At 72.2% G+C, this 21,677-nt stretch carries 15 protein-coding genes and 1 pseudogene; 7 read left to right on the forward strand and 9 right to left on the reverse strand.

The features are described from left to right. The first annotated feature begins 70 nt into the window (after positions 1 to 70). The gene (locus IEY78_RS02530) at positions 71 to 970 is read left to right on the forward strand and encodes an oxygenase MpaB family protein (RefSeq protein ID WP_189095853.1); all 900 of its coding nucleotides are present in this window, start codon (positions 71 to 73) and stop codon (positions 968 to 970) included. Positions 971 to 1,023: 53 nt separating this feature from the next. Here IEY78_RS02530 and IEY78_RS02535 read toward each other — a convergent pair. Then, positions 1,024 to 1,634: pseudogene (locus tag IEY78_RS02535) on the reverse strand (class I SAM-dependent methyltransferase). A 304-nt stretch (positions 1,635 to 1,938) separates the two neighbouring features. Here IEY78_RS02535 and IEY78_RS02540 point away from each other — a divergent pair. Further along, on the forward strand, positions 1,939 to 2,553 hold the full coding sequence (locus tag IEY78_RS02540; protein ID WP_189095854.1) for a GTP-binding protein: 615 nt from the start codon (positions 1,939 to 1,941) through the stop codon (positions 2,551 to 2,553). A 57-nt stretch (positions 2,554 to 2,610) separates the two neighbouring features. On the opposite strand, the gene IEY78_RS02545 is transcribed toward IEY78_RS02540, so the two are convergent. Beyond that, entirely contained in the window at positions 2,611 to 3,039 is a 429-nt protein-coding gene (locus IEY78_RS02545) for a PPOX class F420-dependent oxidoreductase (RefSeq protein ID WP_189095855.1), read from the reverse strand. 167 nt (positions 3,040 to 3,206) lie between these two features. On the opposite strand from IEY78_RS02545, the gene IEY78_RS02550 reads away from it, so the two are divergent. After that, positions 3,207 to 3,614: a roadblock/LC7 domain-containing protein gene (locus IEY78_RS02550; protein WP_189095856.1), complete on the forward strand. Its 408-nt coding sequence runs from the start codon at positions 3,207 to 3,209 to the stop codon at positions 3,612 to 3,614. 80 nt (positions 3,615 to 3,694) lie between these two features. Continuing rightward, a complete protein-coding gene (locus IEY78_RS02555) occupies positions 3,695 to 4,594 on the forward strand; it encodes a DUF6397 family protein (protein WP_373294045.1) in 900 nt (299 codons plus the stop codon). Here the strand turns inward: IEY78_RS02555 and IEY78_RS02560 are convergent. Beyond that, complete coding sequence (locus tag IEY78_RS02560; RefSeq protein WP_189095857.1) at positions 4,525 to 5,394, reverse strand: acyl-CoA thioesterase; 870 nt, start codon at positions 5,392 to 5,394, stop codon at positions 4,525 to 4,527. The genes IEY78_RS02555 and IEY78_RS02560 overlap by 70 nt on opposite strands. 52 nt (positions 5,395 to 5,446) lie before the next feature. Next, a complete protein-coding gene (locus tag IEY78_RS02565; RefSeq protein ID WP_189095858.1) occupies positions 5,447 to 7,960 on the reverse strand; it encodes a DEAD/DEAH box helicase in 2,514 nt (837 codons plus the stop codon). A 1,297-nt stretch (positions 7,961 to 9,257) separates the two neighbouring features. Here IEY78_RS02565 and IEY78_RS02570 point away from each other — a divergent pair. Further along, entirely contained in the window at positions 9,258 to 10,049 is a 792-nt protein-coding gene (locus IEY78_RS02570; protein ID WP_189095859.1) for a metal-dependent hydrolase, read from the forward strand. 238 nt (positions 10,050 to 10,287) lie between these two features. Here the strand turns inward: IEY78_RS02570 and IEY78_RS02575 are convergent, their stop codons facing one another. Together IEY78_RS02575 and IEY78_RS02580 are read right to left on the reverse strand one after the other, a co-directional pair. After that, a complete protein-coding gene (locus IEY78_RS02575; protein ID WP_189095860.1) occupies positions 10,288 to 12,069 on the reverse strand; it encodes an ABC transporter ATP-binding protein in 1,782 nt (593 codons plus the stop codon). Next, a complete protein-coding gene (locus IEY78_RS02580) occupies positions 12,066 to 13,868 on the reverse strand; it encodes an ABC transporter transmembrane domain-containing protein (protein WP_189095861.1) in 1,803 nt (600 codons plus the stop codon). Before IEY78_RS02580 ends, IEY78_RS02575 begins: the two co-directional genes overlap by 4 nt. A 227-nt stretch (positions 13,869 to 14,095) precedes the next feature. Here IEY78_RS02580 and IEY78_RS02585 point away from each other — a divergent pair, with 227 nt between their 5' ends. Beyond that, positions 14,096 to 14,857 carry a hypothetical protein gene (locus IEY78_RS02585; protein ID WP_189095862.1) on the forward strand — a complete coding sequence of 254 codons (762 nt, stop codon included), beginning with the start codon at positions 14,096 to 14,098 and terminating at the stop codon, positions 14,855 to 14,857. Positions 14,858 to 14,947: 90 nt separating this feature from the next. Here IEY78_RS02585 and IEY78_RS02590 read toward each other — a convergent pair whose 3' ends face one another. Further along, positions 14,948 to 16,381: a Gfo/Idh/MocA family protein gene (locus IEY78_RS02590; protein WP_189095863.1), complete on the reverse strand. Its 1,434-nt coding sequence runs from the start codon at positions 16,379 to 16,381 to the stop codon at positions 14,948 to 14,950. Between the two features lie 328 nt (positions 16,382 to 16,709). Here IEY78_RS02590 and IEY78_RS02595 point away from each other — a divergent pair, with 328 nt between their 5' ends. Beyond that, entirely contained in the window at positions 16,710 to 18,080 is a 1,371-nt protein-coding gene (locus tag IEY78_RS02595; protein ID WP_189095864.1) for an alpha-amylase, read from the forward strand. A gap of 12 nt (positions 18,081 to 18,092) precedes the next feature. On the opposite strand, the gene IEY78_RS02600 is transcribed toward IEY78_RS02595, so the two are convergent. Both IEY78_RS02600 and IEY78_RS02605 read right to left on the reverse strand, forming a co-directional pair. After that, a complete protein-coding gene (locus IEY78_RS02600; protein WP_189095865.1) occupies positions 18,093 to 21,062 on the reverse strand; it encodes an FAD-binding and (Fe-S)-binding domain-containing protein in 2,970 nt (989 codons plus the stop codon). Positions 21,063 to 21,094: 32 nt separating this feature from the next. Continuing rightward, complete coding sequence (locus tag IEY78_RS02605) at positions 21,095 to 21,553, reverse strand: MarR family winged helix-turn-helix transcriptional regulator (RefSeq protein ID WP_189095866.1); 459 nt, start codon at positions 21,551 to 21,553, stop codon at positions 21,095 to 21,097. Positions 21,554 to 21,677 lie beyond the last annotated feature (124 nt).

A 21,677-nucleotide genomic window follows, 5' to 3' on the forward strand; every position in this document is an offset into this window, starting at 1 on the left:
GCACCGCCCCTCAACTAGCCCTCACCACACTAAAATTGGCCCCGTCGGCAAGGGAAGGGACGGTCATCAGGTGCGGCGTTACGACTGGTTACGGGAGATCCGGCGGCTCGACCCGGAGCGCGATTTCCTGCGTATCTACCGCATCATCGCGACCCATGAATTCCCCTGGGACCTGACCCGCGCCCTGGAGCTGGCGCTCTACCGGACCTATGCGGTGCCGAGCATCGGCCGGCTGCTCGCCGAGACGGCGGAGCTGACGGACCGTACGCAAAAGCGCTATGACGACACCGCCCTCCTCCTGGACGCCGTCGTCGAGCACGGCTTCGACAGCACCGAAGGCCGGACGGCGATCCGCCGCATCAACCAGATGCACCACGGCTACGACATCAGCAACGAGGACATGCGCTACGTCCTGTGCACCTTCGTGGTGGTGCCCAAGCGCTGGCTCGACGCATACGGCTGGCGACGGCTGACCGCACACGAACAGCAGGCCGTCGCCGCCTACTACCGCACCCTCGGCCGGCACATGGGCATCGCCGGGATCCCGCAGACCTACCAGGACTTCGAGCGCTGCCTCGACGCCTACGAGGCCGCCCACTTCGGGTGGGACGAGGGCGGACGCCGGGTCTCGGACGCCACTCTGGACCTCATGGCGGGCTGGTACGGCCCGCTCGCGCCGGTGGTGCGCGGCGCCAGCATGGCCCTCCTGGACGACGCCCTTCTGGCGGCGTTCCGGTACGAGCCGCCCGCGCCGGCGGTACGCAAGACGGTCCGCGGCGCACTGAAGCTGCGCGCCCGGGCCGTGCGCCTGCTGCCGCCGCGCCGCACCCCGCACTACGCACGCCAGAACCCTGAGATCAAGGGCTACCCGAACGGCTTCCGGCTGGCCGCTCTCGGGACTTTTCCCGCCGCGCGCCCCACGGGCACCTGCCCGGTCCCGCACGGGGAGGAGCCCGCGGCCCCCGAATGACACGGCGGCGGCCCGTCCCGCTTCGGGCCCCGGCTCAACCGTCCGGCCCCGGCTCATCCCTGCCGGACGGCCAGCGCCAGGTAGCGGGCATCCTCGTCCTCGTACCGGATCAGCTCCCACCCGGCGGCGGTGAGCAGGGGCCGCAGATTCGGCTCGGCGCGCAGGTCGTGGGGGTGAGCGGGCGCCCCTTGCGCGCGGCGAGGGCGGCCCGCCCGAGGGGGTGGAACAGCGCCAGCTGGCCACCGGGGCAGACGACCCGGGCGAGTTCGGCCAGGCCGTCCGCCGAGTCGGGCAGATGGGACAGCAGCCCGGCGGCGAAGACGGCGTCCAGCGCGGCGTCCGGCAGCGGCAGCCGGGTCACGTCCGCGAGCAGCAGCCGGGCCGCCCGGTCCCGCCCGGCCCGCACGGCGGCCGCCAGCATCTCGGGCGTGAGATCGGCGCCCAGCACCGTCCCGCGCGGCCCCACGGCGGAGCGCAGCGCGGACAGTGCCCGCCCTGTGCCGCAGCCGGCGTCCAGGACCCGGTCGCCCTCCCGGAGGCCCAGCTCGGCGACGCCCGCGGCATAGGCCGCGCCGTCATCGGGGAACTTGGCGTCCCAGCCGGCCGCACGGGCGGCGAAGAACGCGCGGACCTCGTGCGGCCGGTCGGCGTGATGGTCGGTCATGGGGCTCCTTCGTGACGGGCGGTCAGGGGCGCGGCGCAGGCGCCGGGTGCCCCGGGACCGGTGGTGCTCCGGCCCCCGGATGGGGCCCCACGCTACGACCGGCTATCACGAAATCCGGGGCCGGGGCGCTTCTTGATCGGAAGTCGTGGTGGCTTTGGGGAATCCTCGGACATCCCGGTCAGCGGGCGGTACGGTCCTCGCCATGGATGCGGACGGCATTGTGCCGCCGAGGGCTCCTCTCGCCGAGCCGTGGATCCGTACACCCCGTGACGCGCAGGACCCTTGCACCTGGAGGAGACGGCCGATGAACGGCGCACAGGGGGCCCCGACGGGCGCAGGCCCGGGCTCCGACCCCGATGTGACCCTGAAAGTCTTAGTCGCGGGCGGCTTCGGCGCGGGCAAGACGACCCTGGTGGGCTCGGTCAGCGAAATCCACCCGCTGCGCACGGAGGAACGGCTCAGCGAGGCGGGCGAGATGGTGGACGACACCGGGGGAGTGGACCTCAAGGGCAGCACCACGGTGGCGATGGACTTCGGCCGCATCACCATCCGGCAGGGCCTGTCCCTCTACCTCTTCGGCACCCCGGGACAGGACCGCTTCTGGTTCCTGTGGGACGACCTGTCGGAGGGCGCGCTGGGCGCCGTGGTGCTGGCCGACACCCGGCGGCTGCAGGACTGCTTTCCCGCGGTCGACTACTTCGAGCGCCGCTCGATCCCGTTCCTGGTCGCCGTCAACTGCTTTGCCGAGTCGCACTCCTACGGCGCCGACGAGGTCTCCCGGGCGCTGGACCTGGACCGCGGCACCCCGGTGGTGCTCTGCGACGTGCGCGACCGCGACTCCGGCAAGGAAGTGCTGGTCCGGCTCGTCGAGCACGCGGGGCGGTGGCGCTCGGACCGGGTCCTGGACCCGGTGGGGTGACGGCGGGAAGGGGGCGGGCCCGGCGCGGACCCCGGACGGCCCGCCCCATGCGCACCCTCAGCTCGCCAGTGCCGCCACCGCGACGACCTTGTCGATCCTGACCCGTACGACCAGCTCACCCGGCACGCCGTTGCGCGCCCCGTACTCCTCCGCACGGTCCTCGCCCATGTAGCGCGCCGCGATCCGCGTCGCCCAGTGGCGCACGTCCGCCGGCTCGCTGCTGGTCTCCGCCGTCCCGTGGACGACCGCGAAGGAGAACGGCGGCGTGTCGTCGTCGACGCACAGCGCCACCCGGCCGTCACGGGCGAGATTGCGGCCCTTGACCGTGTCCTCACCGGTGTTGAACACCAACTCCTCGCCGTCCATGAGGAACCACACCGGCGCGACGTGCGGGCTGCCGTCGGCCCGTACGGTCGCCAGCTTGCCGGTACGGGTCCCCTCGGAAAGGAACCTCTGCCACTCGTCCTTGGTCATCTTGTGTGCCATGCGGACATCCTCATCCATGGGGCGCGGAGCGGCGCCGCGTGGCACGCCGGGCTGTGGGCCGCTTGCCGAGACGGCGGCGGTGGGACAGGCTGGCACAGCAGTTCGCGGACGGACCGCGGGCTGCCGTCCGGCCCGATGCGCGGCCAGGACACGGGGAGGAAGCGGCAATGGCATTGAGCAGCGGACTCGACTGGCTGCTGGACGACCTGACCAAGCGGGTGGAGAAGGTACGGCACGCGTTGGTGCTCTCCAACGACGGGCTGGTGACCGGGGCGAGCGAGCAACTGGCCCGGGAGGACGCCGAGCACCTCGCGGCCGTCGCGTCGGGACTGCACAGTCTCGCGAAGGGATCGGGGCTGCACTTCGGCATCGGCCGGGTGCGCCAGACGATGGTGGAGTTCGACGACGGGGTGCTGTTCGTGACGGCGGCGGGGGACGGCAGCGCGCTGTGCGTGCTGGCGGGCGCCGAGGCCGACATGGGCCAGATCGCCTACGAAATGACGCTGCTGGTCAATCGCGTCGGGGAGCATCTGGGGGTCGCGGTCCGCCGGCCGGAGAGTTATCCACAGATCTGAGGCGGGCATTGACCGGCTGTCATCGCCTGCGGCTATGGTCGTCACTGTCAGTGATCGACCGAGTGGCCGGGGGAAACGGCATGACAGTGATGTGCGACGGGCAGCAGACGCTCACGACGGGCCGAGCCGCCCGTGAACTGGAGCTGCGCACCGGCGAGTTCGAACTCGCCGTCCAGCTCGGAGAAGTGCGGACGGTCCCGGCCGGGAGCGAGCACCGGCCGGCGGGGACCGGATCGCCGGGCCGGCACCACCGGGTCCCGGCGGAGGAGATCGCCCGGCTACAGGCCGAACCGGGCTTTCCCGAAGCCCTCCGCGAACGGATCCGCGCGGTCAGCACGACTGAGGCCGCCGCGCTGATGGGCGTCGGGCCCGGCCGGGTGGTGCGCCTGACCCGGGCCGGCTGCCTCGGCCCCGTCCGGTTCTATGTGAACCGCTTCGGCGCGGTGGTCTGGCTGTACCTCGCCTCCGAGGTCACCCGCCTCGCCGAGCGGGAACCCGAACTCATGCGGGGCAACACCCCCGCGGCGATGCGGGTGATGCTCGACAGCGGACAGGACTGGCGGGCCCGCCAGTGGCGCAGCCGGCGCGTCGCCCAGCTCATGGGACAGACCGACGACCCCTGGGAATCGGCCGCCGTGATCGCCGCGGTACTCCCGCCGGAAGAACTGGCCTCGGTGGCCGAGGACCCGCTGGAGCGGTCCCTGCTGCGCCGGCTCCGGCCCACATTGGCCTCCGTCATCACGGTGACCCCGGCCGCCCGCGAGTCCTTTGAACGGGTGGTGACGGCCGAGGAGTTCGACGAGGTGCTGTGGTACCGCGTCAACCTCTCCCGAAGCCTGGAGCGCGCCCGCCGGAACGACCCGGGGCGGCTGCGGACACCGGCCGCCACGGCCTCCGCGGCCCGCTCGGGTCAGCCGCCCAGCTTTCTGAACAGCCCTTCCTGGACGACCGAGACCAGCAGCCTGCCCTCCCGGTCGTAGATCCTTCCCCGGGCCAGGCCGCGCCCGCCGGTGGCGATCGGCGACTCCTGGTCGTAGAGGAACCACTCGTCGGCGCGGAACGGCCGGTGGAACCACATCGCATGATCGAGCGAGGCCATGTCGAACCCGCGCGGTCCCCAGAGCGGCTCGATCGGGATGCGGACCGCGTCCAGCAGCGTCATATCGCTGGCGTAGGTCAGCGCGCAGGTGTGCACCAGCGGATCGTCGCCCAGCGGCCCGACCGCGCGCATCCACACCGCGCTGCGCGGCTCGGCACCCTCGATCTCGTCCGGGGTCCACCGCAGCCGGTCGACATACCGGATCTCGAACGGCATCCGGCGCGCCATCCGCTCCAGGGATTGGGGCAGTTCACGCAGATAGTCGCGGACCTCTTCCGCGAGCGTAGGCAGCTCCTCCGGGTCGGGCACCGCCCGGCGCAACGGCAACTGATGATCGAAGCCGGGCTCCGGCTTGTGAAAGGAGGCGGTCAGATTGAAGATCGTGCGTCCCTGCTGGACGGCGACGACCCGGCGGGTGGTGAAGGACCGCCCGTCGCGCACCCGCTCGACCTGGTACACGATCGGCAGCCCGGGCCGGCCCGGCCGCAGAAAGTACGCATGGAGCGAGTGGACCGGGCGGTCACCTTCCGTGGTCCGCCCGGCAGCCACCAGCGCCTGTCCCGCGACCTGCCCGCCGAAGACCCGCTGCAGCGATTCCTGCGGGCTGCGGCCGCGGAAGATGTTCACCTCGATCTGTTCGAGATCCAGCAGATCGACCAGCCTGTCGGCGGGATTGCTCATGACCGGTGGCCCTCCGTCGCATCCTCCGGCGGCCTCGGACGAAGCCGTCGCCTCACATCTGACCCACATCCGTGACCCGCACCACCGCGCGACCCTCCTCGTCGGAGGCGGCCAGGTCCACCTCCGCGGAGATACCCCAGTCGTGATCACCGTTCGGGTCCGCGAAAGTCTGCCGTACCTTCCACAGCCCGTGCTCGGCATCCTCCTCGATCTGCAGGAGCTTGGGGCCACGCGCGTCCGGCCCGGTGCCCAGATCCTCGTATTCATCCCAGTAGGCGTCCATCGCCTCGCCCCAGGCGTCCGCGTCCCAGCCGGACTCGGCATCCATCTCGCCGAGCTCCTCGACCTTGTCCAGCGCCGCCAGCTCCACCCGCCGGAACATCGCATTGCGCACCAGCACCCGGAACGCCCGCGCGTTCGCCGTGACCGGCCGGACCTGATCGGCCCGCTCCGCGGCCTGCTCCGCCGTCTCCACCTCCGGGTTGGCGAGCTGCTCCCACTCGTCCAGCAGGCTGGAGTCGACCTGCCGCACCATCTCGCCCAGCCAGGCGATGATGTCCTCGAAGTCCTCGGACTTCAGATCGTCCGGCACGGTGTGGTCCAGCGCCTTGAAGGCACTCGCCAGGTAGCGCAGCACGATGCCCTCGGTGCGCGCCAGCTCGTAGAAGGACGTGAACTCCGTGAAGGTCATGGCGCGCTCGTACATATCGCGGATGACCGACTTCGGCGACAGCGGGTGGTCGCCGACCCACGGGTGGCTCTTGCGGTAGAGGCCGTAGGCGTGGAAGAGCAACTCCTCCAGAGGCTTGGGGTACTCCACGTCCATGAGCCGTTCCATGCGGTCCTCGTACTCGACCCCATCGGCCTTCATCTGGGCGACCGCCTCGCCGCGGGCCTTGTTCTGCTGCGCGGCCAGGATCTGCCGCGGATCGTCCAGCGTGGACTCCACGACCGAGACCATGTCCAGCGCGTAGGACGGCGACTCGGGGTCGAGCAGGTCGAACGCGGCGAGTGCGAAGGTCGACAGCGGCTGGTTCAGCGCGAAGTCCTGCTGGAGGTCCACGGTCAGCCGGACGATCCGGCCCTCCGCGTCCGGCTCCGCCAGTCGCTCCACGATTCCGCCGTCCAGCAGCGAGCGGTAGATCGCGATGGCCCGCCGGATGTGCCGGAGCTGGTTCCGGCGCGGCTCGTGGTTGTCCTCCAGCAGCTTGCGCATCGCGTCGAACGCATTGCCCGGCCGCGCGATCACCGACAGCAGCATCGCGTGCGTCACCCGGAAGCGCGAGGTCAGCGGCTCCGGGTCGGAAGCGATCAGCTTCTCGAAGGTGTTCTCACCCCAGTTGACGAAGCCCTCCGGCGCCTTCTTGCGCACCACCTTCCGGCGCTTCTTGGGGTCGTCGCCCGCCTTGGCCAGCGCCTTCTCGTTCTCCACGACATGCTCGGGAGCCTGCGCGACCACGAAGCCCGCGGTGTCGAAGCCGGCCCGCCCGGCGCGGCCCGCGATCTGGTGGAACTCCCGCGCCCGCAGCGTCCGCACCCGCGATCCGTCGTACTTCGTCAGCGCTGTGAACAACACCGTGCGGATGGGGACGTTGACGCCCACACCGAGGGTGTCGGTACCGCAGATGACCTTCAGCAGGCCCGCCTGGGCCAGCTTCTCGACGAGCCGGCGGTACTTCGGCAGCATGCCCGCATGGTGCACGCCGATGCCATGGCGGACGTACCGGGAGAGGTTCCGGCCGAACTTCGTGGTGAACCGGAAGTTCCCGATGAGCTGCGCGATCTCGTCCTTCTCGGCCCGCGTGCACATATTGATGCTCATCAGGGCCTGCGCCCGCTCCACGGCGGCGGCCTGGGTGAAGTGCACGATATAGACGGGGGACTGGCGGGTCTCCAGCAGCTCGGTGAGCGTCTCCGTCATCGCCGTCGTGCGGTACTCGTACGACAGCGGCACCGGCCGCGTCGCCGAGCGCACCAACGACGTCGGCTTCCCCGTGCGCCGGGTCAGATCCTCTTCGAAGCGCGACATGTCGCCGAGCGTCGCCGACATCAGAATGAACTGGGCCTGCGGCAGCTCCAGCAGCGGAATCTGCCAGGCCCAGCCGCGGTCCTGCTCGGCATAGAAATGGAACTCGTCCATCACGACCTGGCCGATGTCCGCGTCCTTGCCGTCCCGCAGCGCTATCGAGGCGAGCACCTCGGCGGTGCAGCAGATGACCGGGGCATCCGCGTTGACCGACGCATCGCCGGTGAGCATGCCGACGTTCTCGGTGCCGAACATCTTGCAGAGGTCGAAGAACTTCTCCGAGACCAGTGCCTTGATGGGCGCGGTGTAGAAGGTGACCTGATCGTTTGCGAGGGCGGTGAAGTGCGCACCGGCCGCCACCAGGCTCTTCCCGGAGCCGGTGGGGGTGGACAGGATGACGTTCGCCCCCGAGACCACCTCGATCAGCGCCTCCTCCTGGGCAGGATAGAGCGAGATGCCCTGCTGCTCGGCCCAGCCCGAAAAGGCTTCGAAGAGGGCATCGGGGTCGGCGTCGTTCGGCAGATGATCGATGAGGGTCACGCCCCCATACTGCCTGCCTTCGGCCCGGATCAGGGAACCGGCGGCTCACCGGAAGATCAACTCAAGCTGCTCGCCCCCACAAGCCGACCGTCCCACCGACCCCGCCACCTCACGACTCGGGCCCCACCACCGCCCTGGCGCCCGACCGCAGCGACGCTGAGCAGCACACATGTCCACCCTTGCGGCTCGGGCCATGGGGCGGTGCGAGGGGATGGCATCGCTTTCCGTGGCGGGGTGCGTACGGATCGTTGGCGACCGGGGTTGTCAGCTGCGGCGCCGCCGGTCGGCACGTGGTGGAGATCACGCACGGTAGGCGAGGGGGAGGGGTGGCGAGGGCATCCGCCTTGATCATCGGGGTGCGCGATCAATGTCCGGCCTGATGCGTGCCCGGCTGATCAATGCCTGGCCTGAGCGGCTTCGGGCCTGAGCGGCGTCGGGATTGAGCGACGGCAGGCTTGAGCGGCGTCGGGCTGAGTGACGTCGGGTATGAGCGGTGACGACTTGATCAACGTCCGGCCTGAGTGGCGCGGAGCTGAGCGATGTCGGGCATAGGCATGCCGGCCCGATGAACCTTGGCTCTGAGCGGCGCTGACCTTATCGGTGCCTGCCCTGATGGACGTCGGCGGCCGTGGTCGAAGTCCGGGGCGGTTGTCCTCCGGCGCGGTCGACTATCGCGGCAGGCGGCAGGCGGCAGGCGGCAGGCGGCAGGCGGCAGGCGGCAGGCGGCAGGCCACCGGTGATGGCTGACGGCTGAGGGCTGCCGCTGACGGGTGACGGGCTGCCGGGAGTGGGTGGTGGGAAGCGGGCGGTGGGTGGTGGAGGAGGGGGTGGGGAGGGGGAGGGGGAGGGGCCCCGGGTTTCGTCGGGCGAGTTGGGCTTTGGTGAGGCGGTGCCGGCAGCTTGGCGGTTGATCGAGTCATCTGCCGAGGCTGCTCCCCATCAAGCCCAGCCTCGCCCACCCCCCACACCCACCCCCACCCCCAACCCCATCTCCACCCCCACCCCCAGCTCCACGCCCGCCTCACCCCACGCCTGCCTCACCCCACCAGCACGCCTGCCCCACTACCCAAGCCCCGCCCCACGCCTACCCCAGCCCCTCGGCCGAACTTTGCCCCGACGACACGCTCTCTGGTGCCCCGTCAGCCTGTGGCTTGTGGGGTTACCCCGGACCGGGGGCGAGATCATCTGACGCTACGCTGAGTGGCCGAACGGGTGTCAGAGGCGCAGCTCAGCGGCGTGCGAGGCACATGGTGCGTGCGGGAGAAGACGCGCAAGAGAACAGAGGGTGGGAGCAATCATGATGGGACCGGCGCACTCGCTGTCCGGGGCTGCGGCCTGGCTGGGGGTGGGTGCCGGGGCCGCTGCCGCCGGATATCCGATGCCTTGGCCGGTGCTCGTCTGCGGAGCCCTGATCTGTGCCGGAGCGGCGCTGGCACCGGACCTTGACCACAAGTCCGCGACCATCTCGCGGGCGTTCGGTCCACTCTCGCGGATTCTGTGCGAGGTGGTCGACGCCCTCTCGCACGCGGTCTACAAGGCGACCAAGATGCGCGGTGACTCGAACCGCAACGGTGGGCACCGCACGCTGACCCACACCTGGTTGTGGGCCGTGCTGGTCGGTGGCGGGATGTCGCTGCTGGCGATGAAGGGTGGCCACTGGGCGGTGCTCGGCATCCTCTTCGTCCATATGGTGCTGGCCATCGAAGGGTTGCTGTGGCGGGCGGCGCGGGTCTCCAGCGATGTGCTGGTGTGGCTGTTGGGCGCTGCCGCGGCCTGGATCCTGGGCGGCATACTCGATCAGCCGGGCAACGGCGCGAGTTGGCTGTTCGCCGAGCCGGGGCAGCAGTACCTCTGGCTGGGGCTGCCGGTCGTCCTGGGGGCGCTGGTCCATGACATCGGTGACGCGCTGACGGTCTCAGGCTGCCCTGTTCTGTGGCCCATCCCGATAGGCCGCAAGCGCTGGTTCCCCGTCGGCCCGCCCCAGGCCATGCGCTTCAAGGCCGGCAGCTGGGTGGAGCTGAAGGTGCTGATGCCGGCGTTCATGCTGCTGGGAGGCATCGGCGGCCTGGGCGCCCTCGGCTACATCTGACGGAGCCCGGGGGCGGGGAGGGGGCCGATTCGCCCCCAACCCTCCATCCCCAGCCCCCCAAGCCACCGGCCCGGCAACCGGCGCCCCAAGCCCCAACCTCCAGGCCACCGACCCAGGAACCGGCGCCCCGCGCCTCACCTCCAAGCCACCAGCCCAGGAACCGGGCCCCCGCAAGCCCCAAGCCCCACCCCCACCCCACCGGGCAGGAAACCGCACCCCCCTCCCCACCCCCACCCCCTCACCCGTGCCAAGACCGCCAGAGTGCCGCGTAGGCGCCGTCGGCCGCGACGAGTTCGTCGTGGCTGCCCAGTTCGCTGATGCGGCCCTCCTCGACGACGGCGATCACGTCGGCGTCGTGCGCGGTGTGCAGCCGGTGGGCGATCGCCACCACCGTGCGGCCGTCCAGCACCCTGCCCAGCGAACGTTCCAGATCGCGGGCCGCCCGTGGGTCGAGCAGGGAGGTCGCCTCGTCCAGGACGAGGGTGTGCGGGTCGGCGAGGACCAGCCGGGCCAGTGCGATCTGCTGTGCCTGGGCCGGGGTCAGCGGGTGGCCGCCCGAGCCGACCTCCGTGTCCAGCTCCTGGCCCAGGGCCCGTGCCCAGCCGTCGGCGTCCACCGCGCCGAGTGCGGCCCACAGTTCGGTGTCGGCCGCCGTGGCGCGGGCCAGGCGGAGGTTGTCGCGCAGGGAGCCCACGAAGACGTGGTGCTCCTGGTTGACCAGCGCCACCTGCTCGCGGATCCGCTCGGGCGGCAGTGCGCACAGCTCGGCCCCGCCGAGGGTGACGGTCCCGGTGCGCGGGCCGTAGATGCCGGCCAGCAGCCGGCCGAGCGTCGACTTGCCGGCGCCGGAGGGCCCCACCAGCGCCAGCCGGCTGCCCGGACGGATCTGCAACGAGACCTCGCGCAGCACGTCCACGCCGGCGCGGTAGCCGAAGCTGACCCGGTCGGCGTGTACGTCGCGGCCGTCCGGGAACCGCTCCGGATCCCCGGCCTCCGGTTCGATCTCCCGGACGCCGACGAGTCGCGCGATCGACACCTGGGCCACCTGCAGCTCGTCGTACCACCGCAGGATCAGGCCGACCGGCTCGATCATCATCTGCGCCAGCAGCGCGCCGGTCGTCAGCTGCCCCGGGGTGATCCAGCCGCCGATGACGAACGCCCCGCCCAGCAGCAACACGGCGCCCAGCAGCAGCACATGTGTCAGATCGACGACGGGGAAGAGCACCGACCGGAGGTAGAGGGTGTAGCGCTCCCATTGGGTCCATTCGCGGATGCGGCGCTCCGAGAGCGCGATGCGGCGGGCGCCGAGCCGGTGGGCCTCGATCGTGCGCCCCGCGTCCACGGACTCGGTGAGCACGGCGGACACCGCGGCGTAGCCGGCCGCCTCCGAGCGATAGGCGCTCGGGGCCCGCTTGAAGTACCAGCGGCAGCCGACGATCAGCAGCGGCAGCGCGAGCAGCACGGCCAGCGCGAGCGGCGGCGCGGTCACGGTGATCCCGCCGATCAGCAGCGCCGCCCACACCACCCCGATGGCCAGTTGCGGCACCGCCTCGCGCATCGCGCTGGAGAGCCGGTCGACATCGGTGGTGATACGGGACAGCAGATCGCCGGTGCCGGCCCGTTCCAGGACGCCCGGCGGCAATGCCACGGACCGTACGAGGAAGTCCTCGCGCAGGTCCGCCAGCATTTGCTCGCCGAGCATCGCCCCGCGTAGCCGGACCATCCGGACGAACACCGTCTGGGCGGCCAGTGCGAGGGCGAACAGGACGAGGGTGCGCTCCAGCGGGATGTCCCGCTCGCCCGCGGAGAGCTTCTCCACGACGCCGCCGAGCAGGTACGGGCCGACCATGGAGGCGATCACCGCCGCGGCGTTCACGGTGACCAGGACGGTGAAGGCCGTGCGGTGACGGCGGATCAGGCCGCCGACGTAGGCGCGTACCGTCGCCGGTGAGCCGACGGGCAGGGTGGTGGCGGTCTGCGGGGCGTCCGGATCGTGGGCCGGGGGTGCCAGGCCGATCATGCGGTCCTCCCTTCTCGTTCAGGTTGGCCGGCCGACATCGCCGGCTCGGGGTCCGGTGCGCGGGTGACGACCGCGCGGTAGGCGGGGTGCAGGTGCAGCAGTTCGCGATGGGTGGCCCGGGCGGCGACGGTGCCGTCCTGGAGGAACACCACCTCGTCGGCCCGGTCCAGCAGGAGCGGGCTGGAGGTGAACACGACCGTGGTGCGGCCGCTCCTCAGCTCCCGCAGGCCGTCGGCGATCCGGGCCTCGGTGTGGGCGTCGACGGCGCTGGTCGGCTCGTCCAGCACCAGTACTTCCGGGTCGGTGACCAGCGAGCGGGCCAGCGCCAGCCGCTGCCGCTGGCCGCCGGACAGTGACCGGCCGCGCTCGGTGATGTGGGTGCGCATCGGGTCGCCCGAGTCGTCGGCGGAGGCCTGGGCCAGCGCCGTCAGCACATCGCCGCACTGCGCCGCGGCCAGTGCCCGCGCCGCGTCCACCCGCCCGGAGGCCGGTACGTCGAGCAGTTCGCCGAGGGTGCCGGAGAGCAGCATCGGGTCCTTGTCCTGGACCAGTACGGCCCGGCGGGCGGCGTCGCGTGGGAGTCGGTCCAGCGGGGTGCCGCCGAGGACGACGGACGGGGGGCCGCCGTGTGTGTCGTCGTCCGCCGACGGCGGGTGGCCGCCCAGGTGTTCGGCGAGCCGGCCCGCCGCGTCGGGGTCGCCGCAGACCACGGCGGTCAGCCGGCCGGCCGGTGCGGTCAGGCCGCTGACCGGGTCGTGCAGCTCGCCGGTGGGCGCCGCCGCGTCCTCGGGGTGTTCGCCGGCCGGACGGTGCTGGGCCAGCACGCGGGCCGTGCGGTTCGCGGACGGCCGGGCGAAGGCGTAGGCCTGGGCGATCTCTTCGAAGTGCCGGAGCGGGAAGAGCAGAAAGGCGACCGCGCTGTAGAGGGTGACCAGCTCGCCGACGCCGATCGTGCCGTCGAGGGCGAGCCGGGCGCCGTACCAGACCACCGCGAGCAGCAGCAGGCCCGGCAGCAGGACCTGGACGGCCGAGATCAGCGACCACATCCGGGCGCTGCGGACGGCTGCCCTGCGGACCTCCTGGGAGGCGCTGCGGTAGCGGCCGAGGAAGAGTTCCTCGCCGCCGATGCCGCGCAGCACGCGCAGCCCGGCGACGGTGTCGGAGGCCAGCTCGGTGGCGTGGCCGGCCTTGTCGCGCTGTGCGTCGGCACGCCGGATGGCGGGCGGCAGCAACGGCAGGGCGGCCAGCGCCATGACGGGGACGCCCAGAGCGACCAGGGCGCCCAGTGTCGGCTGGTAGCAGGCGAGTGCGACACACAGGCCGGCCGTGGTCACCGCCGAGGCGCCGAACCGGGAGAGCGCCTCGACGAACCAGCCGATCTTCTCCAGGTCGCCGGTGCTGACGGCGGCGATCTCGCCGGCCGCCACCCGGCGGGTCATGGCCGCGCCCAGTTCCGTGGTCTTGCGGGCGAGCAGCTGCTGCATCCGGGCCACGGCGGTGATCCAGTTGGTGACCGCGGCGCGGTGGAGCATCACCGCGCCGAGCGCGGTCAGCAGTCCGAGGGCCAGGACCAGCCCGCCGGACAGGAGGAGCCGGCCGCCGTCGCGGTCCACCACGGCCTGCACGGCGAGGCCCACGGCCAGCGGGGTAGCGGCGATGCCGCCGACGTCCAGCAGTCCCCAGGCGAGGGCCGCCAGCTGTCCGCGGAGTTGCCGTGCGCAGAGCCAGCGGAGGAAGGCGCCGCCCGTGCGGACGTCCGGGACGCCCGGGTCGGTATGCGGAAGGTCGCGAATGTGCATGATGTCCCAGGCGAAGTCGGGGTGGAGTGGGTGGTGGCGGGCCGTCCGGGCAGGGTGAAGTGGCCCTCACGCCGGTCGTGTCGACGGCGGAGGTTCTGGAAGGTTGGCCCGGCGGGAGGTCTGATTTCAAACGGTTTTTCCGCAGTGCCCCGCTCTTTCGGACAATCGTGTGGCGGTCCGTACGGAGCGGGCGGGCGCCCGAAGCGCGCCGTTGCGGCGGTGCGACCATGGGGGCCATGCGAACAGCGGGCAGTGCGATGCGGATGGCGGCGGTGGCCGCGGCGGGGCTGGTCCTTCTGGCGGGCTGCGGCGGCGGGAGCGGCCGGGGCGACGGCAAGGACGACGGCGCGGGAAAGAAGGGGGAGCGCCCCGGTGGTGCGGCCCGCGGGGCGTCGGCCACCACCCACCTGGAGCGCATCCCCGAGGTCGGCTCCGCGCTGCGGTCACGGATCCCGGCCGGCTCCCGGCAGGTCGTCGCGGTCTACGGGGACGGGGCGGACTCCGCCGATGCCACCGTCGTCCTCTACGACAAGGGCGCCAAGGGCTGGGACCAGAAGGGGCGTTGGGCCGCGCACAACGGCCGCCGCGGCTGGACGGTGCACCATCACGAAGGGGACAAGCGCAGCCCGGTCGGGGTGTTCGCGCTGACCGATGCGGGCGGGGTGCTCGCCGACCCCGGCGCCAAGCTGCCCTACACGCACTCCTCGGCGTTCACCCCGCCGTCGTACTGGTCGAAGAACACCCGACACGACTTCGACTATGTCGTCGCGATCAACTACAACCGCGTCAAGGGGACCTCCCCGCTGGATCCGACCCGCCCCGAGGGGCAGTCCAAGGGCGGCGGCGTCTGGCTGCACATGGACCACGGCAGCGGCACCTCCGCCTGCGTCAGCGTCCCGAAGGCCGCGATGCAGGCCCTGCTGCGTGCCCTGGATCCGGCCCGGCAGCCGGTGGTGGTCATGGGGGACAAGGCGCATCTGGCGGCCTGACGCGGTGCCTTCGGCGCGGCGAGGCAGCCGCCGTACTGGTTGACGCGCGGCCCGGCGGACGCACCGCCCGCCGGGCCCGCGCCCGCGTGCCTACTCCTCCGGCTTCGGTGAATCCATCCCCGGCCGGGCCTTCTTCCACAGTCCGCGGGTGAAGTCGGGGATCTCCTGCGGGGCGCCGTTCGCCCTGATCGAGAGGTCGCTGAGCGGCACCGGCGCGGTCCAGGTCGCCGCGTCATAGACGTCGAAGTCCGGTACGAGGCCCAGCCGCATGCACTGCATCAGCCGGAAGACCAGCAGGTAGTCCATGCCGCCGTGGCCGCCGGGCGGGTTGGCGTGCTCCTTCCACAGCCAGTGGTCCCACTGCGCGTACGCGCCGAAGTCGCCCCACTCGTCGTTGCTGTGGTCCGGCTCCAGGTAGATCCGCTCGGGGTAGTCCTCGAAGAGCCCCTTGGTGCCGCCGAGGCTGTTGATGCGGCTGTAGGGGTGCGGGGTGGAGACATCGTGCTCCAGCCGGATCACCCGCCCCTTGGCGGTCTGGACGAGGCTGATCGTCCGGTCGCTCCCGATGTACGACTCCTTCCAACTGGGGTCGCCGGCGGGCATGTGGTCCGTGCGGTAGGCGGCGAGTCCGAGGGCGGGGGTGCCCATGCTGGAGATGCGCACGGCGCGGTCCCCGCGGTTGAGGCCCATGTAGCCGGCGACCGGGCCGAACCCGTGGTTGGGGTAGAGGTCGCCGCGCAGCCGGGTGTGCCACAGCCGGCGCCACGGCCCCTCGTAGTACTTCGGGTCGAACATCAGGCCGCGCAGATCGTGGACGTAGGCGCCGGCGCCGTGCAGCAGCTCGCCGAACAGGCCCGCGTGCGCCATCCGCAGCACCCGCATCTCGTTTCTGCCGTAGCAGCAGTTCTCCAGCTGCATGCAGTGCCTGCGAGTGCGCTCGGAGAGGTCGACCAGCTCCCACAGCTGGTCCAGCCGCAGCGCGAGGGGGCATTCGACGCCCACGTGCTTGCCGTGCAGCAGCGCCGCCTTCGCCATCTCGAAGTGCCGGTCCCAGGGTGTGGCGGCGTAGACGAAGTCGAGGTCGCCGCGGGCGCAGAGGTTCTCGTAGTCGTGCTCGCCGTGGGTGTAGACGGCGGGTGCGGGCTGGCCCGCGGCGGTGACCTTCCCGGCGGCCTTGGCGGTCTTCTCCTTGACCGGGTCGCACAGGGCGACGACGCGGACGCCCGGCATCGCGAGAAAGAGGTCGATCATGCTGCCGCCGCGGTTGCCGAGGCCGATGATGCCGACGCGTACGGTGCCGCGCCGCTCGAACGGCACCCCGATCATGGTCCGGCCCGTGGCCGCGGGGGCGGCGGCGGTGCCTTCGGCCGCGGGTGCGGCCGCCGCGGCCGGAGCGGATGACAGGCCGCCGAGCCCCAGCCCGGCGCCCGCCGCACCGGCGGTCCACAGGACCGAACGGCGGCTGGGGCCCGCCTCGTTGGGGTCGTCGTGCGGGGCGTGGCGCTGCGAGGGTGCCTCGTGCATCGATCCTCCAGGGAGCGGTGGGGTACCGGGGCATGCGTGAACCTCGGTCAGGACCTTGTCGGCCGGCGGGCCGGGGCACAAGAGGGCCAAGGGGGAACCGTTCGTGGCACAGGGGGATTCTTTGCCGCATCGGCTGATCTTCTTCCGCAAGTCCGGGCGACTCACCGTCAGCTTCTTTCGCAAGAGCATGAAAAGACTTGCGGGAAGCCTTGACGTGTCCCTCGGGCGAACGGCAGGCTCCGGTACACCATCCCCCATGGCGGCCGGCGCGTGGCTGCACTCGTGGGCGCGGTGTGCCTGCCGTGCCCCATGACCAAGGAGCCGCAAGATGCAGCAACGTTCCCGTGTGCTCGGCGGGGCGCTGGCCGGCGTGCTGGCCGCGGCCGGCCTCGCCACCTTCGCGCCGTGGTCCTCCCAGGCCGCCCCGCCCGGCGAAAAGACCGTCACCGCCACGCTGTTCGAGTGGAAGTACGCGGATGTCGCCAAGGCCTGCACGGACCAGCTCGGTCCGGACGGCTACGGCTATGTCGAGGTCTCGCCCGCCACCGAGCACATCAAGGGCGACCAGTGGTGGACCTCGTACCAGCCCGTCAGCTACAAGATCGCCGGCCGGCTGGGCGACCGGAACGCCTTCGCCTCGATGGTCCGCACCTGCCACGGCGCGGGCGTCAAGGTCATCGCCGACGCCGTCATCAACCACATGGCCGCGGGAGCCGGCACCGGCACCGGCGGCACCCGGTACACCAAGTACGACTACCCCGGCTTCTACCAGGACCAGGACTTCCACGGCTGCCGCCGCAGCATCTCCGACTACGGCAACCGCACCGACGTCCAGACCTGCGAGCTGGTGGGCCTGTCCGATCTCGACACCGGCAGCGAGTACGTCCGCACCACCATCGCCAAGTACCTCGACGGCCTGTGGTCGATGGGGGTGGACGGCTTCCGGGTGGACGCCGCCAAGCACATCTCCGCCACCGACCTCGCCGCCATCAAGGGCAAGATGCGCGACCCCGGTTACTGGGCGCAGGAGGTCATCTACGGCGACGGCGAGGCGGTACGGCCCGACGAGTACACCGGCACCGGCGACGTGGACGAGTTCCGCTACGGCAGCCAGCTCAAGAACGCCTTCCAGGGCGGCGGCCTCGCCCAGCTCAAGTCCGTGGCGGACGGCAAGCTCGGCGGCGACAAGGCCCGTACCTTCGTCGACAACTGGGACACCGAACGCAACGGCTCGACGCTGACCTACAAGGACGGCGCCGTGTACACCCTCGCCAATGCCTTCATGCTCGCCTCGCCCTACGGCTCACCGAACGTCTACTCCGGCTACGAGTGGACCGACAAGGACGCCGGACCGCCGAGCGGCAGCGCCGGCTGGACCCGCGAGCACGCCAAGCGGGAGATCACCGGGATGGTCGGTTTCCGCAACGCGGTGGGCGCGGCCCCGCTGACCGACTGGTGGGACAACGGGAGCAGCGCGCTCGCCTTCGGCCGCGGCGGCAAGGGCTTCGTCGCGCTCAACAACGGTGACGGGGAGCTGAAGCAGACCTTCGCGACCTCGCTGCCCGGCGGGACCTACTGCGATGTGGTCGCCGCCGACCCGTCCTCGTGCGACGGCCACACGGTCACCGTCGGGGAGGACGGGAAGGTCCGTCTGACCGTCCCGGCGAAGCGCGCCGTGGCGCTGCTTCCCGTGCGCTGAGCGCGCCGTTCCTCACCCGCCGGACGGGCCCGGCCGCCCCGGCCCGTCCGGCCCGCCGGGGCGGGTGGCCCGCTCCAGCGCCATCAGGACCGAGTGGTAGCCGCGGCCCCCGGTGGCATGGTCCATTCCGATCTCGCACATCCGGTTCGCCGACAGATGCATGTCGAAGTGCCGCCCCGTCACCTCGGCCGCCTCCTTCGCGGTGGCCGACTCCGTCAGCTCGCGGTGCAGCATCCCGCGGTCCCCGGCGAAGGCGCAGCAGCCCGCGTCGTCGGGTACCACCACCTCCCGCGCGCACGCCCGGGCCACCTCCCGCAGCTGCTCCCCGTTGCCCAGGTGCGCCGTGGCGCAGGTGGGATGGAGCGCCGCGGACCCGGCCGTGCGCACCGGGTCCAGACGCGGCAGCAGCTCGCCTGCGGCCCAGACGACCGAGTCGACGACGGTCAGCCCGTCGTGCAGCGCCCGGTTGGCCGGCGTCAGGTACGGCACGACCTCCCGGGTCAGCCCCAGGGTGCACGAGGAGGCGTCCACCACCAGCGGCAGTTGGCCGCCCGCCGTCCATCCCCAGGCGGCCTCGACCACGCGGTTGGCCATCACCGCGGCCCCGCGCCGGTATCCCTTGGACTGCCAGATCGTCGCGCAGCAGGTCCCGGCGACATCCGGCGGGATCCACACCGGGCGGCCCGCCCGCTGCGACACCGCCACCATCGCCTCCGGCAGGGAGGGCCTGCGGTACCCGGCGGGCCCGCCGAAGATCCGGTTCACACACGCCGGGTAGTAGACCGCGGCCGCTCCCGCCCGCCGGGTCCCGGGCAGGTGGCGGGCCGCCGGGCCGGGCATCCGCGGCAGCCACTCGGGCACCAGGTCCGGGCGGACGGCCCGGCGGGCGGCGCGGGTGAGGGCGGTCAGCAGTCGGTCGTCGAGCCGGTCCGCCGCGGCCACCGCAAGCCGCGCCGCCCGCTCGACGATCCGGAAGTGCCGGGCGGCCCGGTCCGCCGCCGACTCCTCGCGGGCGGTGTGGCGCCGGTGGCGGAAGTCCTTCATCAGCGCGCCGGTGTCGATGCCCACCGGGCAGTCCAGGGCGCAGGTCGAGTCGCCGGCGCAGGTGTCCACCGCGTCATACCCGTACGCGTCCAGCAGCGCGGCGGTGACCGGGGAGCCGGCCGGCTGCCGCAGCATCTCGCGGCGCAGCACGATCCGCTGGCGCGGTGTGGTGGTCAGGTCCGCGCTGGGGCAGGTCGGTTCGCAGAAGCCGCATTCGATGCACGGGTCGGCGGCGGCCTCGATGCCGGGGAGGGTCTTCAGCCCGCGCAGATGCGCCCGGGGGTCGCGGTCGAGGAGGACGCGCGGGGCCAGCACGCCGCGCGGGTCGATCAGTTCCTTGATCCGCCACATCAACTCCGTGACCCGCGGCCCCCATTCGAGGGCGAGGAACGGCGCGATGTTCCGGCCGGTGGCGTGCTCCGCCTTCAGCGACCCGTCGAAGCGCTCCACGACCAGCCGGCAGAAGTCCGCCATGAACGCGGCGTAGCGCGCCACGTCGTCCGGCTTCGCCGCGTCGAAGGCGAGCAGGAAGTGCAGGTTGCCGTGGGCGGCGTGGCCGGCGACCGCGGTGTCGAAGCCGTGCCGTGACTGGAGTTCCAGCAGGGCCGTACAGGCGTCCGCGAGCCGGGACGGGGGCACCGCGAAGTCCTCGGTGATCAGTGTCGTCCCGGGTGGCCGGGAGCCGCCGACCGCTGTGACGAATGCCTTGCGGGCCTTCCAGTAGCCGCCGAGGACCGCCGGATCCCGGGTGAAGGCGTTGCGGACGGACGCGACCGGGGCGACCGGCTCCAGCTCTGCCAGCACCCGCCCGGCGGCCCGCTCGTACCCGTCGAGGGTGCGCTCGTCGGGCGCCCGGAACTCCACCAGCAGCGCGGTGGTCTCCTTGGGCAGCGCCGCCCAGTCCGCGGGCACCCCGGCCACCCGCACGGAGGCGCGCAGCGTGTTGCCGTCCATCAGCTCCACGGCCCGCGCGCCCGCCTCGTTGAACCGCTCCACGGCCGCGGCCGCCGCGCGCAGCGTTGGGAAGAACAGCAGCGCGCCGGCGGTGTGCCGGTCCAGCGGCACGGTGTCGAAGACGGTCTCGGCGATGAAGCCGAGGGTGCCCTGGGAGCCGACCATCAGCCCGCGCAGGATCCGCACCGGACTCGCGCCGTCGAGGAAGGCGTCCAGACGGTAGCCGTTGGTGTTCTTGATCTCGTACTTGGCGCGGATCCTGGCCACCAGCGCGGGATCCGCCTCGATCTCCGCCTTCAGCGCCAGCAGGCCCGCGCACAGCGCCGGTTCGGCCTCGGCCAGCAGCGCGTCGGCGTCCGGCCGCGCGGTGTCCACGACCGTGCCGGACGGCAGGACGAGGGTCAGCGAGGCCAGCGTCCGGTAGGAGTTGCGGGTGGTGCCGGCCGTCATCCCGGAGGCGTTGTTGGCGACCACACCGCCCAGGGTGCAGGCGAGGGCGCTGGCCGGATCGGGCCCCAGCAGCCGGCCGTGGCGGGCCAGGGCCGCGTTGGCGCGCAGCACGGTGGTGCCCGGCCGGATCCGGGCGCGGGCGCCGTCGTCCAGCACCTCGATCCCGGACCAGTGGCGGCGCACCTCGACGAGGATGTCCTCGCCCTGGGCCTGGCCGTTGAGCGAGGTCCCGGCGGCCCGGAAGACGACATGGCGGCCGTTGTCCCGGGCGTAGGAGAGGACCGCGGAGACGTCGTCGAGGTCCTCGGCCATGACCACGGCCTGCGGGACGAAGCGGTACGGGCTGGCGTCGGAGGCGTAGCGGACCAGGTCGGAGAGGGTGTGGAGCACCTTGTCCGGGCCGAGCAGGGCGACCAGGTCGTCCCGCAGCCGCTCGGGGGTGCCCGCCGCGCGCCCGGCGGCCACCCGGTCGGGCGCGGGGCCGGGGGGAGCGGTGGGCCGCAGGCTCCGGGGATCCGGCTCCAGCAGGGGCATGGCGGCACTCCTCCGGTTGACGGCAGGTCAGCTCAATGCGGTGCACCCGGCCCGTCGACCAGGGTGGACAGCAGTCCGCCGAGCACCTCGCGCTGATCGGCGGTCAGGGGTGCCAGGATCTCCTCCGCCGCGGCCCGCCGGGCGCTGCGCAACGCGCGCAGCGTGGACCGTCCGGTGTCGGTCAGCTCGATGCGCACCACCCGCCGGTTGGCCGGATCGGGCACCCGGCGCACCGCGCCGTGCGCCTCCAGGGCGTCCACCAGCGTCGTCACCGCGCGCGGGACGACCTCCAGCCGCTCGGCGAGGTCGGCCATCCGCGGCGGGGTGCCGCGGTAGTGGTCGACGATCCGCAGCAGCCGGGACTGCGCGGGGGTGAAGGCGATGTCCAGGTGCTCCAGATGGTGCTTCTGGGCGCGGTGCATCCGGCGGGTCAGCCGTACCAGCTGTTCGGCGAGGTTCGAGGTGCTGACCGTCGGCTCGGGGGAGGGCATGCCGTGAGGATAGCGGATATCAGGACCAGGTTCATTGTGAGTATAGGTAACAATGAGCTAAGCTCCACGACGCTCGTCTCCGGCCGTCCCCGGCCGGACTCTCCCGCACCCTCTCGAAGGAGCC

Origin of the sequence: Streptomyces kronopolitis, from assembly GCF_014646275.1 — a bacterium.
Classification (GTDB): domain Bacteria; phylum Actinomycetota; class Actinomycetes; order Streptomycetales; family Streptomycetaceae; genus Streptomyces; species Streptomyces kronopolitis.

Coding starts and splice junctions, on each gene's coding strand:
- IEY78_RS02600 (WP_189095865.1), bottom strand. CDS start 21,062: ATGCCCCTGCTGGAGCCGGATCCCCGGAGCCTGCGGCCCACCGCTCCC.
- IEY78_RS02605 (WP_189095866.1), bottom strand. CDS start 21,553: ATGCCCTCCCCCGAGCCGACGGTCAGCACCTCGAACCTCGCCGAACAG.
- IEY78_RS02555 (WP_373294045.1), top strand. CDS start 3,695: ATGACAGTGATGTGCGACGGGCAGCAGACGCTCACGACGGGCCGAGCC.
- IEY78_RS02585 (WP_189095862.1), top strand. CDS start 14,096: ATGGGGGCCATGCGAACAGCGGGCAGTGCGATGCGGATGGCGGCGGTG.
- IEY78_RS02590 (WP_189095863.1), bottom strand. CDS start 16,381: ATGCACGAGGCACCCTCGCAGCGCCACGCCCCGCACGACGACCCCAAC.
- IEY78_RS02560 (WP_189095857.1), bottom strand. CDS start 5,394: ATGAGCAATCCCGCCGACAGGCTGGTCGATCTGCTGGATCTCGAACAG.
- IEY78_RS02575 (WP_189095860.1), bottom strand. CDS start 12,069: ATGATCGGCCTGGCACCCCCGGCCCACGATCCGGACGCCCCGCAGACC.
- IEY78_RS02550 (WP_189095856.1), top strand. CDS start 3,207: ATGGCATTGAGCAGCGGACTCGACTGGCTGCTGGACGACCTGACCAAG.
- IEY78_RS02540 (WP_189095854.1), top strand. CDS start 1,939: ATGAACGGCGCACAGGGGGCCCCGACGGGCGCAGGCCCGGGCTCCGAC.
- IEY78_RS02580 (WP_189095861.1), bottom strand. CDS start 13,868: ATGCACATTCGCGACCTTCCGCATACCGACCCGGGCGTCCCGGACGTC.
- IEY78_RS02595 (WP_189095864.1), top strand. CDS start 16,710: ATGCAGCAACGTTCCCGTGTGCTCGGCGGGGCGCTGGCCGGCGTGCTG.
- IEY78_RS02570 (WP_189095859.1), top strand. CDS start 9,258: ATGATGGGACCGGCGCACTCGCTGTCCGGGGCTGCGGCCTGGCTGGGG.
- IEY78_RS02545 (WP_189095855.1), bottom strand. CDS start 3,039: ATGGCACACAAGATGACCAAGGACGAGTGGCAGAGGTTCCTTTCCGAG.